Annotated in this window: 13 protein-coding genes and 1 tRNA gene; 1 reads left to right on the plus strand and 13 read right to left on the minus strand. The window is 60.3% G+C overall.

Annotated elements, in window-relative coordinates; translation table 11 throughout:
* Window positions 1–123: 123 nt before the first annotated feature.
* The 3 genes from HDEN_RS10200 to HDEN_RS10210 all read right to left on the minus strand — a co-directional run bounded on the left by HDEN_RS10200 (window position 124) and on the right by HDEN_RS10210 (window position 3,480).
* Window positions 124–324, minus strand: a complete 201-nt coding sequence (locus HDEN_RS10200) for a protein-export chaperone SecB (RefSeq protein WP_081446238.1) — start codon at window positions 322–324, stop codon at window positions 124–126.
* 1,333 nt (window positions 325–1,657) lie between these two features.
* Window positions 1,658–1,733, minus strand: a tRNA-Lys gene (locus tag HDEN_RS10205).
* Between the two features lie 166 nt (window positions 1,734–1,899).
* Entirely contained in the window at window positions 1,900–3,480 is a 1,581-nt protein-coding gene (locus HDEN_RS10210) for a 2-isopropylmalate synthase (RefSeq protein ID WP_013216030.1), read from the minus strand.
* Window positions 3,481–3,923: 443 nt separating this feature from the next.
* Between HDEN_RS10210 and HDEN_RS10215 the strand changes: the two genes are divergently transcribed.
* Complete coding sequence (locus HDEN_RS10215; RefSeq protein WP_013216031.1) at window positions 3,924–4,484, plus strand: cytochrome b; 561 nt, start codon at window positions 3,924–3,926, stop codon at window positions 4,482–4,484.
* Window positions 4,485–4,498: 14 nt separating this feature from the next.
* Here the strand turns inward: HDEN_RS10215 and HDEN_RS10220 are convergent, their stop codons facing one another.
* From HDEN_RS10220 to HDEN_RS10270, 10 genes are all read right to left on the minus strand, one after another.
* On the minus strand, window positions 4,499–5,413 hold the full coding sequence (locus HDEN_RS10220; protein ID WP_013216032.1) for a PhzF family phenazine biosynthesis protein: 915 nt from the start codon (window positions 5,411–5,413) through the stop codon (window positions 4,499–4,501).
* A gap of 112 nt (window positions 5,414–5,525) precedes the next feature.
* Window positions 5,526–6,269: an NUDIX hydrolase gene (locus HDEN_RS10225; RefSeq protein WP_013216033.1), complete on the minus strand. Its 744-nt coding sequence runs from the start codon at window positions 6,267–6,269 to the stop codon at window positions 5,526–5,528.
* Between the two features lie 719 nt (window positions 6,270–6,988).
* On the minus strand, window positions 6,989–8,008 hold the full coding sequence (gene ilvC / locus HDEN_RS10230) for a ketol-acid reductoisomerase (protein ID WP_013216034.1): 1,020 nt from the start codon (window positions 8,006–8,008) through the stop codon (window positions 6,989–6,991).
* A gap of 242 nt (window positions 8,009–8,250) precedes the next feature.
* Complete coding sequence (ilvN, locus tag HDEN_RS10240) at window positions 8,251–8,799, minus strand: acetolactate synthase small subunit (RefSeq protein ID WP_013216035.1); 549 nt, start codon at window positions 8,797–8,799, stop codon at window positions 8,251–8,253.
* A gap of 17 nt (window positions 8,800–8,816) precedes the next feature.
* The gene (locus tag HDEN_RS10245) at window positions 8,817–9,491 is read right to left on the minus strand and encodes a glutathione S-transferase family protein (protein ID WP_013216036.1); all 675 of its coding nucleotides are present in this window, start codon (window positions 9,489–9,491) and stop codon (window positions 8,817–8,819) included.
* 2 nt (window positions 9,492–9,493) lie between these two features.
* Window positions 9,494–10,027 (minus strand): hypothetical protein, encoded by a 534-nt coding sequence (locus HDEN_RS10250; RefSeq protein WP_013216037.1) that lies wholly within the window; start codon window positions 10,025–10,027, stop codon window positions 9,494–9,496.
* Complete coding sequence (locus HDEN_RS10255) at window positions 10,024–11,790, minus strand: acetolactate synthase 3 large subunit (RefSeq protein WP_013216038.1); 1,767 nt, start codon at window positions 11,788–11,790, stop codon at window positions 10,024–10,026. Before HDEN_RS10255 ends, HDEN_RS10250 begins: the two co-directional genes overlap by 4 nt.
* 95 nt (window positions 11,791–11,885) lie before the next feature.
* Window positions 11,886–12,818, minus strand: coding sequence for a tRNA (adenosine(37)-N6)-dimethylallyltransferase MiaA (gene miaA / locus HDEN_RS10260; RefSeq protein WP_013216039.1), 933 nt, complete (start codon window positions 12,816–12,818; stop codon window positions 11,886–11,888).
* 79 nt (window positions 12,819–12,897) lie between these two features.
* Window positions 12,898–14,166 carry a carbohydrate porin gene (locus HDEN_RS10265; RefSeq protein WP_013216040.1) on the minus strand — a complete coding sequence of 423 codons (1,269 nt, stop codon included), beginning with the start codon at window positions 14,164–14,166 and terminating at the stop codon, window positions 12,898–12,900.
* A 289-nt stretch (window positions 14,167–14,455) separates the two neighbouring features.
* Window positions 14,456–15,100 (minus strand): hypothetical protein, encoded by a 645-nt coding sequence (locus HDEN_RS10270; protein WP_049775290.1) that lies wholly within the window; start codon window positions 15,098–15,100, stop codon window positions 14,456–14,458.
* Window positions 15,101–15,164 lie beyond the last annotated feature (64 nt).

The following is a 15,164-nucleotide window of genomic DNA, read 5'->3' on the forward strand; positions in this document are numbered from 1 at the left end:
TCGGCGCAGCTTCTTGGAACCAGTGGCCGGAAATCCGGCCTCGCAAGTGACCTGCGAATGTTTTGCAGGATAGTGTGCGCGCTATGAAGCTCGGGCGAGCCCTCCTTGCGCGCGTAGGCGCTCTCAGATCGTTCCGAGATTGTTCGACGCCGTCGCTTTGAACTCGATGGCGGATTCATAGAGATCGTTTTTGATGCGTTGAGCGCTGGCGCCCACCTCGACCTCAACGTTCGGCAGATTGCCCGGGCTCGCAATGAACTTGCGAAAATTGGGATTCTCGAGCGAAAGACTTTTGATGTACTGGCCGATGACCTTGGCTTGAATCTGCTGCTGGCCTTCCGCAGGACCGGCATGATCGTCGGTGGGCCTTCGATTTGCTTATATGATACATTCCTTACGCCAAAATGGATGGGTTCGCTGACTTACGACCTCTGATACGCACCAAGACGAACGTCCTCATTTCGCCCGAAGGTGGTCGGGCGATCATTCTCGTTTCAAATAAGCATTCAGAGATATGTAGTGCTTCGCTATTTGTGGGCGCGCCGCATGGATATGAATCCGTGCATTTTCCACTTAATACAATTGGAAACTCTTTCTGTTAAAGGAAGCAGCTATAAGCTATTGAAATAATTTGTTTGCATATATTGTTGCGCATTGTATTTTGCCAAAGTTCAATCATGTAATTGCCACATTACGCTCATCTTGGAGATGGCCATAATAAGCTTTATTCCCGCGCTTTTTGATTTTTAATTTGCGCCAACCCAATTTTGCGAGCCCGTACGGCGGTCGTTTTGCGCGTAATTTCTTTGTCTCGAATTAGCCTTTCAAGAACGTCCTCATCTATTCTGCAGATCTCATAAAGTGCGGAAGTGACGTTTAGACAAATCGGACTGATGTTTCATCAACGTCGCATTTCTAGAAATGCGCGTTAATTTGCTTAATCTACCTTTTTTCCCATCCCAGATTTGCAACCACCATCATGTGTTTATGAGCTGGTGCGTGGCATATCGCATGGCAAATAGCTGCTGCCTCGAACACCAATGGCGGTTTTGAATTCACGCAGAATTTGAGTCGCTTAATTACATTTTTTATATTTGGAAATTTAGCCATCTGCTGCGCCAAACGAACACTATTAAGCACGTTTCGAAGCGTGCAATTCTCTATTTATAACTGGACTGACTATCGCGCGTCGCGATCGTATGATGATTACGTTCCTATCGAAAGGCGGGATCTGCCGGCAACAAAAATGGGCGACGCACAGGCCTTGTATGGAGGCGACGCAATTGCCGGAAGCGATAGCTAGTGTCTGCCAAGGGCGTCTGATACAAGATCGTTTGTCGCTTTGACTAGGTTCCAGATTTTGTCAGCGATGCGTACTCAGCGCAGAGCCATACTGAGCCCCTAGTCGGCCCGCCGAATTACGTGCTTTGGGAGCTGTCCCGGTCGACAAGAGAACACCTGATCGATCAGAGTGTTCGGAATTATCACCGCTGGCGATACGGCGCACGTTGGTTTCACCTTTTTAAGGTGAGCGGACAGTTTCTTCAGGAGCAACACGCTGCTTCCTGAAGCTGCCCCCACAAAAAGGCACGATCAAAATGTTTATAGGAGTTTATAGTTTTTACGACGTACGCGTCGTAACTGTAAGTCATTGAAATGGTGGGTGATCACGGACTCGAACCGTGGACCCGCTGATTAAGAGTCAGCTGCTCTACCAACTGAGCTAATCACCCGCCGTGGCGTCCTGGTGGCCTGCGATGGCCCAAGGACGTCGAAGGGGCCCAATTGCGGGCCCCGTAGAGGGAGCGCATAGCATCGGCGAACCGCACTGTCCACCCCCTCTTGATCCAAGCCTTGTCTGCGTCGGCGATGCCGCATGCGAGCCCGCCGAACCGCCGCTTAAACGGCCTGCTGGGCCTGCGCGGTTTTCTGCCGTTTCACCGTCAGCTTGGTAAGTGCCGCCACGTAGGCGCGAGCGGAGGCCACCAGAGTGTCCGGATCGGCGGAGCGGCCCGTCACGATGCGTCCGTCCTCTTCGAGGCGCACGGAAACCTCGGCCTGGGCGTCGGTCCCTTCGGTCACGGCGTGCACCTGGTAGAGATCGAGGCGGGCGTTGTGCGGCAGGAGCTGCTTGATGGCGTTGAAGGTTGCATCAACAGGTCCATTGCCGACCGCCTGCACCGTTTTCGACTGGCCTTCGATGTCGAGCGTCAGCGTCGCCGACTGCGGACCCATCGTTCCGGCGATCACCGTCAACGCCGCAACCTTGACCCGGTCGTTCATGTGCGCGACGCCGTCGTCGACAAGGGCTTCGATGTCCTCATCGTAGACGTGCTTCTTGCGGTCGGCGAGCGCCTTGAAGCGATTGAAGGCGTCTTCCATCGCGTTGTCGCCGAGATTGTAGCCGAGTTCCTTGAGCTTCGACTTGAACGCGGCGCGGCCCGAGTGCTTGCCCATGACGAGCGACGATTTTCCGACGCCGACCGACTCCGGCGTCATGATCTCGTAAGTCTCGGTGTGCTTCAGCACGCCGTCCTGATGGATGCCGCTTTCGTGCGCGAAGGCGTTCCGGCCGACGATCGCCTTGTTGTACTGCACGGGGAAATTCGTCACTGCCGAGACGAGCTTCGAGGCGCGCGACAGCATCTCGGTCTTGATGCCGGTGTGATGCGGCATCAGATCGTGACGCGTGCGGACCGCCATGACGATCTCTTCCAGCGCCGCATTGCCTGCGCGCTCGCCGAGACCGTTGATCGTGCATTCGATCTGGCGCGCGCCGGCGCGGACGCCCGCGAGCGAGTTTGCAGCCGCAAGGCCGAGATCGTCGTGGCAATGGGTGGAAATGACAACCTTGTCCATGCCCGGAACGCGCGTTCTCAGCATCGTAATGAGGTCGAAATATTCCTCGGGCAGCGCGTAGCCGACGGTATCGGGGATGTTGATCGTCGTGGCGCCGGCCTTGATCGCCGCTTCGCAGACGCGGCAGAGGTAATCGTGCTCCGTGCGTGTCGCGTCCATCGCGCTCCACTCGACGTCGTCGGTGTAGCCGCGGGCGCGCGTTACGGATGCGACGACGCGCTCGAACACCTCGTCCTGCGAGAGCTGCAGCTGATGCTGCCGATGCAGAGGCGACGTGCCGATGAAGGTATGAATGCGGCTGCGCTTGGCGTGCTTGATGGCTTCGCCCGCGCGATCGATATCGGCGAAGTTGGCGCGGGCCAATCCGCAGATCACCGACTGCCGCGCCAGCTTGGAGATTTCCGTCACCGCCTCGAAGTCGCCTTCGGACGCGATCGGAAAGCCTGCTTCGATGATATCGACGCCCATGTCGTCGAGGAGTTCGGCGACCTGAAGCTTTTCCTCGAACGTCATCGTCGCGCCGGGGCACTGTTCGCCGTCGCGGAGCGTGGTATCGAAAATCAGGATCTTGTCTTCGTCGCGCTTCGGCGCGGCCGGCGCATTGTCGGTAACGGACGTCATCGGTTTCTATCCTTTGCCGGGCGACCGCTCATGGGGGTCGCCGCTTGTCGCTCTACGCTCATTTAAAAGTCGTCGATCCCCTGAGCACCACCCGGCGGACAGCCGAGCTTCATGCGGCCCAGGGGCCCGTAAGCGGCAATAGGAAACCATTTTCGCACCAGCACACGAATTCCCGGGCACGCTCCTGACGGAGGGCGCGCTGCGCGCAAGGCCAAACTGGGAACGGTACCTGTGTCATCTGATCCTGTGGAACGCCAAAACCCCCGCCCGTGTCAAGCCCGGCAATCTTTAAATGGTCTAAAGTAATCCCAAAATGCAAGAGTGGGGGAGGTGCGGCGCCTCGACCGACGGGTCTTAAAGGTTTCGCCGTTCAGCCGGACACGCGGGGCCGGCTTAGCCTTCCTTAGTTCTGATGCCCGCAAAACGCTTGGAGACACCACATTATGACTTCGGTTGCCGGAACGACGCTCCGCCGGGAGACCTACCCGCCTGCCCTCATCGCGATCCATTGGTTCACGGCCGTCCTCATCGCAGCGGTGTTTGCGGCGATCGAACTGCGTGTTTACTTTCCCAAGGGCAGCGATCCACGGGACCAACTTAAAGCATTGCATTTCATGCTCGGGCTGACGGTCCTGCTGCTGGTCATCGTCCGGATTTTCCTTAGAAGCCAGACACGCGCGCCTCAGATCGTGCCGCGCCCCAGTGCCTGGCAGACGGGCGCTGCGCACGCAATGCATGCGGCGCTTTATGCGGCAATGATCGCGATGCCGGTGCTCGGTTGGCTCATCCTGAGCGGGGAAGGCAAGCCGATCCCGTTCTTCGGGCTGACGCTGCCGCCGCTGATTGCCGAAAACAAAGACCTCGCCAAGCAGATCGAGGGCGTGCACGAGTACATCGGCAACGCGCTCTACTTCCTGATCGGGTTTCACGCGCTGGCAGCGCTCGCGCACCATTATCTGCAGAAAGACAACACGCTTCTCCGGATGCTGCCGCGCGGTCGCTGAACGAGCCGCAGACGTCAGGCGAGCAGCTTGCCCTCGGCGACCCGGATGGCGTGGCCGCCGATGCGTACGGTCTCGAGCTTGCCGCGCCCGATGGTCATCGTCAGCGCGATGGCGCTCGGACGGCCCATCTCAATGCCCTGCTCGATGGCGCGCTTGTGCGTGCCGTCGGGCAATTCGTCGAACTCGTTGATGACGTGCGCGAAGCCAGCCGCGGCCGAACCGGTTGCGGGGTCTTCCGGCACGCCGAGATCGGGCGCGAACATGCGGGCATGAAATGCCGACTGCACGCGCACGGACTGGCGCGTATAGAGAAAGACACCGTGCACGTCGCGGGATGAGAAAACATCCGCCCAGCGCTGCGGCGCGACTTTCACTTTCGCCATCGCTTCAAGATTGGCGACCGGCACGAACGCGAAGTTGTTCGCACCTCTGAGCAGCGTCGGCTTGTGGTTTTCAAATCCGACCTCGATCGGGATCAGTCCGACAGCGGCGGACACTTCCTCCGGCTCCGGCAGACGTTCGAGGGTTGCGGTCGCTTTCGGCGCATCGAACTCGCCGAATGCGGCGGCCTGCGTGCGCAAGCGGACGCCGACGCGGACGCTGCCGATTTCTTCTTCGAGCGCGATGATCGCATCGCTCTCGCCGTTGAGCTGCGGCTGCGATCGAAGTTCCGCCAGGAGCACCGCGGCGCCCAGCGTCGGGTGACCGGCGAACGCAAGCTCGCGGCTTGGCGTAAAGATGCGGATGCGGGCAGTGTGTCCGGCGCTCGTCGGTGTCAGAACGAAGACCGTTTCAGAGAGATTGAACTCGCGCGCGATCGTCTGCATGTCGGCGCTCGAGAGACTGTCGGCTTCGGTGACGACCGCCAGCGGATTGCCGCCGAACGGTCTCTCGGTGAATACGTCAAGGATATAGTAATTGAGCGCCATTGCGCGCCAGTCTCCCCGCTATGAGCCGAACCCACGCCCTATCAGCGGAGCGGCGGCACCATGAGGCAAGGCGCCTCTGCCGCCAAGCATTTTTTGCAGTGTGAGAGCAGGATCAGATGCCTGCGAAAAGCGCATCCATCAGCACACGCATGTAGCGCGGCATCGGAAGGTTCTCGATGTCGGACACTCCGGCGACGGAGATGATCGCGTCCAGTTCCGAATTGCTCGTGGCGCGGATGTGCTCCTCGACGCGACGGACGAATTCGGCCGCCGTCATGTTGATGCGCAACGGCACGCCGATCGACAGCTGCGCTCTGGAGCGGGTCAGATAATACCCGTCGTCTTTCTCGAGCGCGTCAGGATCGACGCCTGTTTCCTCGGCAGCCTCGCGCAGCGCTGAGCGCTCAATGCGAATGATGCCGTCGGCGCCGACATCCTTCTCGTCGATGAACCCGGCGGGTGCATAGGCTTGTCCGCCGTTGACGTTTCCCATTCGCTGACGGCCGAGCATGATGTGTCCGTCTTGCGTGCGAATGAGCGCCGAGCCGAAGCCGTCGAGAACGCCCGCGTCCGGAAACCCAGCGAGCCGCCAATACAGGTAGCTTTTGAAATCCGTACGCAGCAGCGATGCTCGCAACGCTCCGTCAGAGATCGTCACGCCATCGACGAGATAGATCGTGCCGTTGAAGTAATTCGGATTGGCGCGCTGTGCTTCGGCCCATTGCGCATCGATCGCGCTGGCGTTGTCGTCTGCAAACTCCCAGCGCGCGGAACTCACCTGCAACAGACACGAGGAAAGTTTTTTGACGCCATCCAAATCGTTGCGCGTCACGCGATCGAACTCACTTTGCGTCATCGAACAAACAGCCAAGCCACAAATAAGTCTCGATCTGATTAGAACCCGCAACGGTCATTTTGAGACAGATTTAAATGCTCAAAGCACTGATATCATCGCATGTTTTTGCAGGGTCGCGTCTCCGCATAAAATCTGCTTGGCCATGTAAATTGCGAAGTTCGGTCATGACGTGGACACGATTCCAATCGCATATCGCTCTCAAGACAGCGTCGCTGGGGGGCGACAGTCAAGATCTCCCAGCACCTCATTGCCGGTTCTAAGTCCTGGTGTTGCATCAGGATCGAAGCGTGGCGAGGTGCATGCAGGGGTCGTTCTGCCTCCCGATGGAACAGCCATCGGGCCCACGTAGCAAATGTGCTGCGCGGAGCCCCACCATATCCGAGGAAGCTGCGTGAGCGGCAGAATTCGGAAACGGGCGGCAGAGGTCCCCGCTCCTCTGCCGCCCGCGTTAGTCCCGGCCATCCGTCCTGCGTATTGGGCGAACGGCTGGATATGACGTGGACCGCCCGCGCTGCCGCACGTAAACCCTCCCCAAGAGAGCGGCAGTGCGGGTCGGTTCACGGCTTCGGCATTCCCTCATATTCCCTATTCTGCAATTCGTCTCGATGTCGTGCGCTCGTGCGCGTCAACGTCGGCGATCGCCGAATAAAAAAAAGCGGCGGAAATCGATCCGCCGCTTCCTGTTCCATTCGTCCGGGCGCCGCTGAACGCGGCGGACTTTAGTTCTTGCCCTTGTCGACGAGCTTGTTCTTCGAGATCCACGGCATCATGGCGCGCAGCTTGGCGCCGACTTCCTCGATCTGATGACTGTCGTTCAGGCGGCGTGTCGCCTTGAAGCTCGGCTGTCCGGCCTTGCATTCGAGCATCCAGTCGCGCGTGAAGCGGCCGGACTGAATGTCGGCGAGGACCTTCTTCATCTCGGCTTTCGTCTCGGGAGTGACGATGCGCGGGCCGGTGCGGTATTCGCCGTACTCGGCCGTGTTCGAGATCGAGTAGTTCATGTTGGCGATGCCGCCCTCATAGATGAGGTCGACGATGAGCTTCACTTCGTGCAGGCACTCGAAATAGGCCATCTCCGGGGCGTAGCCCGCTTCGACGAGCGTTTCGAAGCCGTTGCGGATGAGTTCGACGAGGCCGCCGCAGAGAACTGCCTGCTCGCCGAAGAGATCCGTTTCGCATTCCTCGCGGAACGTCGTCTCGATGACGCCCGAGCGGCCGCCGCCGATGGCCGACGCATACGAGAGAAAGAGATCGTGCGCGTTGCCGCTCTTGTCCTGATGCACGGCGATGAGGCACGGCACGCCGCCGCCCTTCTGGTATTCGCCGCGAACAGTGTGGCCGGGGCCTTTCGGCGCGACCATGCCGACGTCGAGATCGTCGCGCGGTTCGATCAGATTGAAATGCACGTTGAGGCCGTGCGCGAAAAGCAGCGCAGCGCCCTTCTTCATGTTCGGAGCGAGGTGATCTTTATAGATGTCACCCTGCAGCTCGTCGGGCGTCAGCATCATGATGACGTCGGCCCACTTGGCGGCTTCCGCCACGTCGAGAACCTTGAAGCCTTCCTTCTCCGCTTTCTGTGCGGAGGCCGAGCCCTTGCGAAGCGCGATCGCGACGTCCTTGACGCCAGAGTCGCGAAGGTTCAGCGCGTGCGCGTGGCCCTGGCTGCCGTAGCCGACGACAGCAACTTTCTTCGACTTGATGAGATTGATGTCGGCATCACGATCGTAATAGACGCGCATGGGCGGCCTTTCGGGTTCCCCGGTCGGAATCGACGGTCGGGCTGGGTTGACGTGGGACGCGATAGAGAGCGCCCAGAAAATATGGCCGGAACCTACTCAGAACGCCCCGCCGTTTCAACGGTCATTGCGTGCGCGAACGGACGCGGCAGCAACGGACGGCGGGTTTCAAAGCCCGGACAACCCGAGCTTCATTAACTGAACTTTTTGCAGGCCGGCTTCCTGGATGCTCCCTAGTACAAAATTCAGTGGCCGCCGGGTCCGCGCCCGATGGCGGCGATGCCGGTGCGCGAGACTTCGGCGAGGCCAAGCTCGATCATGAGATTGAGAAAGGTCTCGATCTTCGACGGCTTGCCTGTCATCTCGAAAACGAAGTGCTCGGTCGAGGTGTCGACGACGCGGGCACGGAAAATCTCGGCGATGCGCAGCGCCTCGATCCGCTTTTCGCCCTTGCCGACGACCTTGATCAGCGCCAGCTCGCGCTCGATGGCATCGCCCTCTTCCGTCAGGTCGCGCACGCGGTGCACCGGCACGAGCCGTTCGAGCTGATGCTTGATCTGCTGGAGCACGGCGGGCGTGCCGCTGGTGATGACGGTGATGCGCGACAGGTGTTTCTCGTGCTCGACCTCGGTCACGGTCAACGAATCGATGTTGTAGCCGCGGCCGGCAAACAGCCCGATGACTCGCGCCAGCACGCCCGGTTCGTTGTCGACGAAGATCGACAGCGTGCGGGAGACGATCTCCTGCGTGCGCGCCGGACTTGGATAGTGGGACTGTTTCTGCGGCTCGGCCATTGTGATGATCTCAATCGTCAGACGTAGCTTTCGATGAGCGTGTGGCCCACCGCATAATCCGGAATTCTCCACTCTTCGCTGAATGCCGCTGTTCGCCATTCAACAAAAGCGGGATGCGCGAGCATGGTGTCCATGTAGGCGCGCGTCGCCTCGCGAACCGGGACCCCGTAAGTCTCGAAGCGCGTGACGATCGGAAGGTACATTGCGTCGGCCGCCGTGAAGGCGCCGTAGAGGTACGGTCCGTTGCCGCCGAAACGATTGCGGGCTTCGGACCAGATATCTTCGATGCGATCGATGTTTGCCTGCAGCGAGTCCGTCAGCACGGGCGTCGCGAACCGCGCGCCGAGATGCATCGGGCATGCCTGGCGGAGCGCCTGAAAGCCGCTGTGCATTTCGTTGGAGATTGCGCGAGCGTGTGCACGCGCCTTGGCATCGCGCGGCCAGATTGCGCGATCCGGATAGCGCTCGGCGATCGTTTCAACGATCGCCATGCTTTCCCAGACGAATACGTCATCATCGACGAGAACCGGAACCTTGCCGGACGGCGAATATTCCATAAGCCGCTCGCGGCTGTCGGGACGGCGTAGCGGAATGGTGACTTCTTCAAACGGGATTTCGAAAGCTTTGAGGAGAGCCCACGGACGCAGCGACCACGACGAATACAGCTTGTTGGCGATGACGAGTTTCAGCATGGTCAGCGTCCGCCCTGAGCGCCGTCGCTGCCCGCATCGCCGGGCGTGTTCGGCGGAAACGCGGATTTGATGAAGATCGGCATGCCGTTCTTATCGACGAGCTTTCTGAAAGCGTCGGCTTCCTTGACCGATATCTTGTATTGCTTGAACGCAGCGACGAACCGCTGCCCCATGGAGTTGGCGATGTCTTCGGGCGCCGGGACGCCCATGCGCACGCGCTCGGCTTGCGGAATTCGCGCGTAGATGCGCGCCAGCACCTGCGAGTGCATGTAATCCTGCGCCATGCACGACTCGAGGCCGGGGGTATATTTGCTCGATAGCATCTGGGTGCGATAGCAGGCGTCGAGAAACTTCAGGACGCCTTGCGAACCTTCGCGCTTATGCAGCTCGGCAAGACGCTTCGCCGAGTCTTTGATGTTGGCGACGCGGTCCCACGTCTCCTTGGCGAACGCAGGCGCCGGAGCAATGGCACTCGCGCCCAATGCGAGCGCAATGAGAAAGCCCCAGACCGCACTGCGTTTTTTGATGTGTCTCACACCAATACCTTGCCTTCATCGCCGATCGCGCGCTCGACGTCTTCGTCGGAAACGTTTTCGCCGAGCAGCATTTCGTTATGGGCTTTGCCCGACGGGATCATCGGGAAGCAGTTGGCGAGCTTGGCGATGTGGCAGTCGAAGATGACCGGGCCCTTGGTGTTGATCATCGCCTCGATCGCGTCGTCGAGATCGGCGGGATGATCGCAGCGCATGCCGGTCCAGCCATAGGCGTCGGCGAGCTTGACGAAATCCGGAAGCGCTTCCGTGTAGCTTTCCGACAGGCGGTTGCCGTGCAGAAGCTGCTGCCACTGGCGCACCATGCCCATGTACTCATTGTTCATGATGAACACCTTCACCGGCAGCCGGTACTGCACCGCCGTCGAGCATTCCTGGATGTTCATGAGAATGGACGCATCGCCCGCCACGTCGACGACGAGCGACTTCGGATGCGCAAGCTGCACGCCGATCGCGGCGGGCAGCCCGTAGCCCATCGTTCCAAGTCCGCCCGACGTCATCCAACGGTTCGGCTCCTCGAAGTGGAGGAATTGGGCGGCCCACATCTGGTGCTGGCCGACCTCGGTCGTGAAGTAGGTGTCGCGGTCTTTCGTCAACTCGTAAAGACGCTGACACGCATACTGAGGCATGATCATGTCTTTGGAGTTCTTGTAGGCAAGCGATTTTTTCGCCCGCCAGCCGTCGATCTGCTTCCACCATGCCTTATGTGCCGCTTTATCGAGCACGGGCGCCTTGGCTTTCCAGATCTTCAGCATCTCTTCGAGCACGTAGGTGCAATCGCCGACGATCGGGATGTCGACCTGGATGTTCTTGTTGATCGACGACGGATCGATGTCGACGTGGATCTTCTTCGAGTTCGGCGAGAACGCGTCGATGCGGCCAGTGATGCGGTCGTCGAAGCGTGCGCCGATGTTGATCATCACGTCGCAATCGTGCATCGCGAGGTTGGCTTCGTAGGTACCGTGCATGCCGAGCATGCCGAGCCATTGCTTGTCGGACGCGGGGTAGGCGCCGAGGCCCATCAGCGTCGAGGTAATTGGAAAGCCGGTAAGCCGCACGAATTCGCGCAGCAGCTGGCTCGCCTTCGGACCCGAGTTGATGATGCCGCCGCCCGTGTAGAACACCGGCTTCTTGGCGGCCGCGATCGCCTCTACGGCTTCGCGCACGGCCGACTGGTCCGGCTTCAGGTACGGACGGTAGGTCTTATGCTGGATGTTGGACGGGCCGACGTAGTTGCCCATCGCGAACTGCACGTCCTTCGGAATGTCGACGACGACGGGACCGGGACGGCCCGTGCGCGCGATATGAAAGGCTTCGTGCAGCACGCGTGCGAGATCGTTGACGTTCTTCACGAGCGTGTTGTGCTTCGTGCACGGACGCGTGATGCCGACGGTATCGCATTCCTGAAAAGCATCGTTGCCGATGAGGTGCGTCGGCACCTGGCCGGTGATGCAGACGAGCGGGATCGAATCCATCAGCGCGTCGGCGAGGCCCGTCACAGCGTTGGTCGCGCCGGGACCCGACGTCACCAGACACACGCCGACCTTGCCCGTCGAACGCGCGTAGCCTTCGGCCGCGTGCAGCGCGCCGCCTTCCTGGCGCACGAGGATGTGGCGGATCTTGTCCTGCTGGAAAAGCTCATCATAGATCGGCAGGACGGCTCCGCCCGGATAGCCAAAAATCAGCTCGACGCCCTGGTCGGCGAGCGCGGTCAGAACGATTTCGGCACCCGTCATTGTTCGTGCCATGTGGCGAACTCCTGGATCGGCTCGTCGGCGGCTTTTTCGAAGCCTTTGAAAGGTGTGAAACGTAGGCAAAAGAGTCTATTCGGTCAACGTCAACACTAAATAAATGCGAAAATATCGCGGTCAATACTTTCCATATGTTGCGCATTTACTTGTTTCCACGAAATCATATTTCGACGTGACCATGTTTCCTGCCTCTTGATGTATTGCCGCGTTTCGGCCTTCGCCGCGTCGGCGGCGGCTTCGATAGAGCTTTGGCCGCGCACGACCTCCAGAAGCGGCCGCACGCCGATGGCCCGCATCGCCGGCAGGTCGGGATTGAGTTGCAGAGCCTCCAGGTCTCGTGCCTCGTTCAGCGCGCCCGAGGCGATCATGCGATCGAAACGGGCGTCGGCCCGGGCGTGGAGGTCTTCGCGGTCGAGCGTCACGAGAAAGCGGACGGAGTTCGCAGCGTCGAATAAGGGAACGCCCGGAATCTGCTGCCAGTCGGCGAGCGACTTGCCCGTCTGCTCGATCACCTCGAGCGCCCGCACGATGCGTTGCGTATCGTTCGGCGCGAGCCGGTCGGCCATGCGCGTGTCGCGCGCCGCGAGTTCGCGATGCAGTTCGGCCGCGCCGCGCCGCTCAGCCTCGGCACGCCAGTGCTCGCGGATCGCCGGATCGATACTTGGGATCGGCGACAGACCTTCGAGCAGCGCTTTGAAATAGAGACCCGTCCCGCCGACGATCACCGGGCGCTGTCCTGCCTTGCGCGCTTTGGCCAGTGCATCGGCGACGTCGGCAACGAACCGACCTGCGGAATAGGCGTCCGAGGCGGGGATGAAGCCGTAAAGCGCGTGCGGCACGCGAGCTTCTTCCTCCGGCGATGGACGCGCCGTCAGGATGCGCAGCTCGCGATAGACCTGCATGCTGTCGGCATTGATGATGACGCCGCCGACGTGCTCGGCGATCGCCAGCGCCAGCGCCGACTTGCCGCTCGCGGTCGGCCCGGCGATCAGGATCGGCGGAGGCGTATCTTGTGGCTCACTCATGAAAACGCCTCCTAGCGCAGCCGGACCGGCGGCGCCAGAAGGCGAACTCCTAAAATCCGCTCACGCGGGGCCAGCCTGCTTAATAGCTGACCTTGGCGCGGGCACCGATGACCGTTGCGTGTCCGACATCCTGCGTTGCGCCCGGATTCCAGAAGTACTGGAAGTCCGGCGTCAGCGTGACGCCGTCGCAGATCTGAGCCGTATAGTTGAGTTCGAGCACCGACTCATAGGTTGCGCGCCCATCGGCGGGGTCGAGCCTGACGAGATCGGACGAAATCTGACCCCAGCCGAAAGCTGCGCCGAAGGCGTCCTTCGCGCGGCCAGGCACGAAGCCGCTGAATACGACGCCGGTGTCGAAGTACATATCCATGACGCTGTGGCTCGTCGGACTGCCGGAAACGCGTCCGAAGATGCTCACGCTCTGATCGTCGCCATTTTTCCAGATCTGCTGATCGACAATCGCATAGAGGCCAGATGCCTGGTTGACCGTCTCTCCAGTATTGAAGTCCTGGTAGATGCCGTCCGGAGCATCGAACTGGCGCCAGCCGCCAACCTTGACGGTACCGGCGAGGCCGATGTCGTACCTGAATGCGCCTTCGACGATCAGGAGCGCGCCGTCGCCGAAACGGAAGTCCGTCCCGTGGCGATTGCTCTTCTGCGAGTCGTCCGCATAGGGGTTCGCAGGGCTGCCGTTGAAGATGCCGGCGAGGATTGTGAGATTGTCGGTCGGGGCGAACTGCGCGCGGGCGCCCATCGCGGTCAGCGGATATGCAGGGCCGCCCTGGACCATGTTGGTCGCGAGAATGCCCGCCCAGCCGAATGTTCCGTTCAAGAATGCGCCGGCAGTATCGCTGACGAAGAACTCGGTATCGGCTGCGATCGCACCAAACTTCAATTTCAACTTATCGTCGAGAAGCGCCTGCTCGAACCACAGCTCGTCAAGGCGGACGGTCTCAAAGCCTTCAAGATTGCTGACCGCGAAGCTGCTGCCTGTGTTCGTCGTCGGGCCGATGCCGTGGACGTAATAAGCGTTGGCGTGGATGGTGCCGCCTTTCCAGCCGAGCAATTTCTCCAGATCGAGGTCGACGTAGGTTTCGATCAAACCGTTGTACGTCGAGCCGCGCGACACGCCGCCGGACGTCACGTTGTAGTATTCGCCGGTGTAGTTCAGGCCGTACAGGACGCCGCGCTGCGCGAACGACGCGCGCACGGGATCGTTCCAGCCGGCCGCGATCGATTCTTCGGGAACTCCGGTGACGGGCTTATCTTCGGCCCAGGCTCCTGCGGCTGCCCCCAGCGACAAAAGCCCCAACGCCGACACCGCGCCGGCTTTGACCATTGACCTCATTTCAATTCCCCCAATGCGCTGCAGCCATGCCTGCTCGATGGCTTGGCGACGAGACTGCGGCGACGGCTCAGCAAACCCCGGCTGAGGGACACAACAATTAGTTGACACTCCCCGTCAACATTAGACTGGGGGCAAGCGGGCGTCTGAAACACTTCCTCGGGAATGCTGTTGCTGACCTGCAATAGAATGCGCGCGCAGTCGTCTTCAGAACGCATTTTTGCGAAGAATAGCGCACAAAACGCGCTGTTCTTGCGAACTTTTGTAAACTAGGACGCTGCCCCGCGCCGACTCATTTTCTCAACAATCGTGGCAGCTCGAGACCCGTCCAGCGACGCCACTTGTCGGCAAGACCGGGCTGCATTCGCCCCCAAACACGCGCGATCTCCAGCTTGATCCGCGTCTTCAGCATCCGGCTGTAGCGCCAGACCCACGAGGCGCGAATTTCGGCGAACAACGCATCCTTCCAGGGCACGAACCATTCGTAGAGGCGTGCGAACCAACCGATGCGCATCAACGCCGGTTTCGTCAGGATGAAGACGCGGGCGATGAGCGCCGTGGATACCAGCTTGGCGCCGACGAAAAGCATAGTCGCGGAGGCGAAGTGATTGTTCGCCAGCAGCCAGACGGCGACGAACTTCAACGGCAGCAGTAGCGCAGTCGGCAAAGCGATGACGAACAAAGCTACATAGGGCGGCAGGCTCGCGATCAAGCGCTCGACCGCTGCGATGGGCGCATATTTCGCGAGGCGGGCGATGAATGCCGAAAGCGGACGCCAGCCCCATTCCTCGAACAGGACGAACAGCGCGGCGATCACGTTCAGCGCGGCGATGATCGGTCCGCGCACGATGGACCACGCCGTCCGCAGCAGACCGCGGATGACCCAGAGGACGATCACGGAAGCTCGCCAGATGGCGTTCCCTGCTTGTTTCGCCATTGAAATGAGATTGTCGGAATTCAAGCGCGCTGCCTTCGCCGGCTATCGGATGACGCCCTCAGTC

Source organism: Hyphomicrobium denitrificans ATCC 51888 (assembly GCF_000143145.1).
GTDB lineage: Bacteria > Pseudomonadota > Alphaproteobacteria > Rhizobiales > Hyphomicrobiaceae > Hyphomicrobium_B > Hyphomicrobium_B denitrificans.

Excerpts from the sequence above, each read along its gene's own strand:
- HDEN_RS10210 (WP_013216030.1), bottom strand. The coding sequence starts at position 3,480 with ATGACGTCCGTTACCGACAATGCGCCGGCCGCGCCGAAGCGCGACGAA.
- HDEN_RS10215 (WP_013216031.1), top strand. The coding sequence starts at position 3,924 with ATGACTTCGGTTGCCGGAACGACGCTCCGCCGGGAGACCTACCCGCCT.
- HDEN_RS10220 (WP_013216032.1), bottom strand. The coding sequence starts at position 5,413 with ATGGCGCTCAATTACTATATCCTTGACGTATTCACCGAGAGACCGTTC.
- HDEN_RS10225 (WP_013216033.1), bottom strand. The coding sequence starts at position 6,269 with ATGACGCAAAGTGAGTTCGATCGCGTGACGCGCAACGATTTGGATGGC.
- ilvC (WP_013216034.1), bottom strand. The coding sequence starts at position 8,008 with ATGCGCGTCTATTACGATCGTGATGCCGACATCAATCTCATCAAGTCG.
- ilvN (WP_013216035.1), bottom strand. The coding sequence starts at position 8,799 with ATGGCCGAGCCGCAGAAACAGTCCCACTATCCAAGTCCGGCGCGCACG.
- HDEN_RS10245 (WP_013216036.1), bottom strand. The coding sequence starts at position 9,491 with ATGCTGAAACTCGTCATCGCCAACAAGCTGTATTCGTCGTGGTCGCTG.
- HDEN_RS10255 (WP_013216038.1), bottom strand. The coding sequence starts at position 11,790 with ATGGCACGAACAATGACGGGTGCCGAAATCGTTCTGACCGCGCTCGCC.
- miaA (WP_013216039.1), bottom strand. The coding sequence starts at position 12,818 with ATGAGTGAGCCACAAGATACGCCTCCGCCGATCCTGATCGCCGGGCCG.
- HDEN_RS10265 (WP_013216040.1), bottom strand. The coding sequence starts at position 14,166 with ATGAGGTCAATGGTCAAAGCCGGCGCGGTGTCGGCGTTGGGGCTTTTG.
- HDEN_RS10270 (WP_049775290.1), bottom strand. The coding sequence starts at position 15,100 with ATGGCGAAACAAGCAGGGAACGCCATCTGGCGAGCTTCCGTGATCGTC.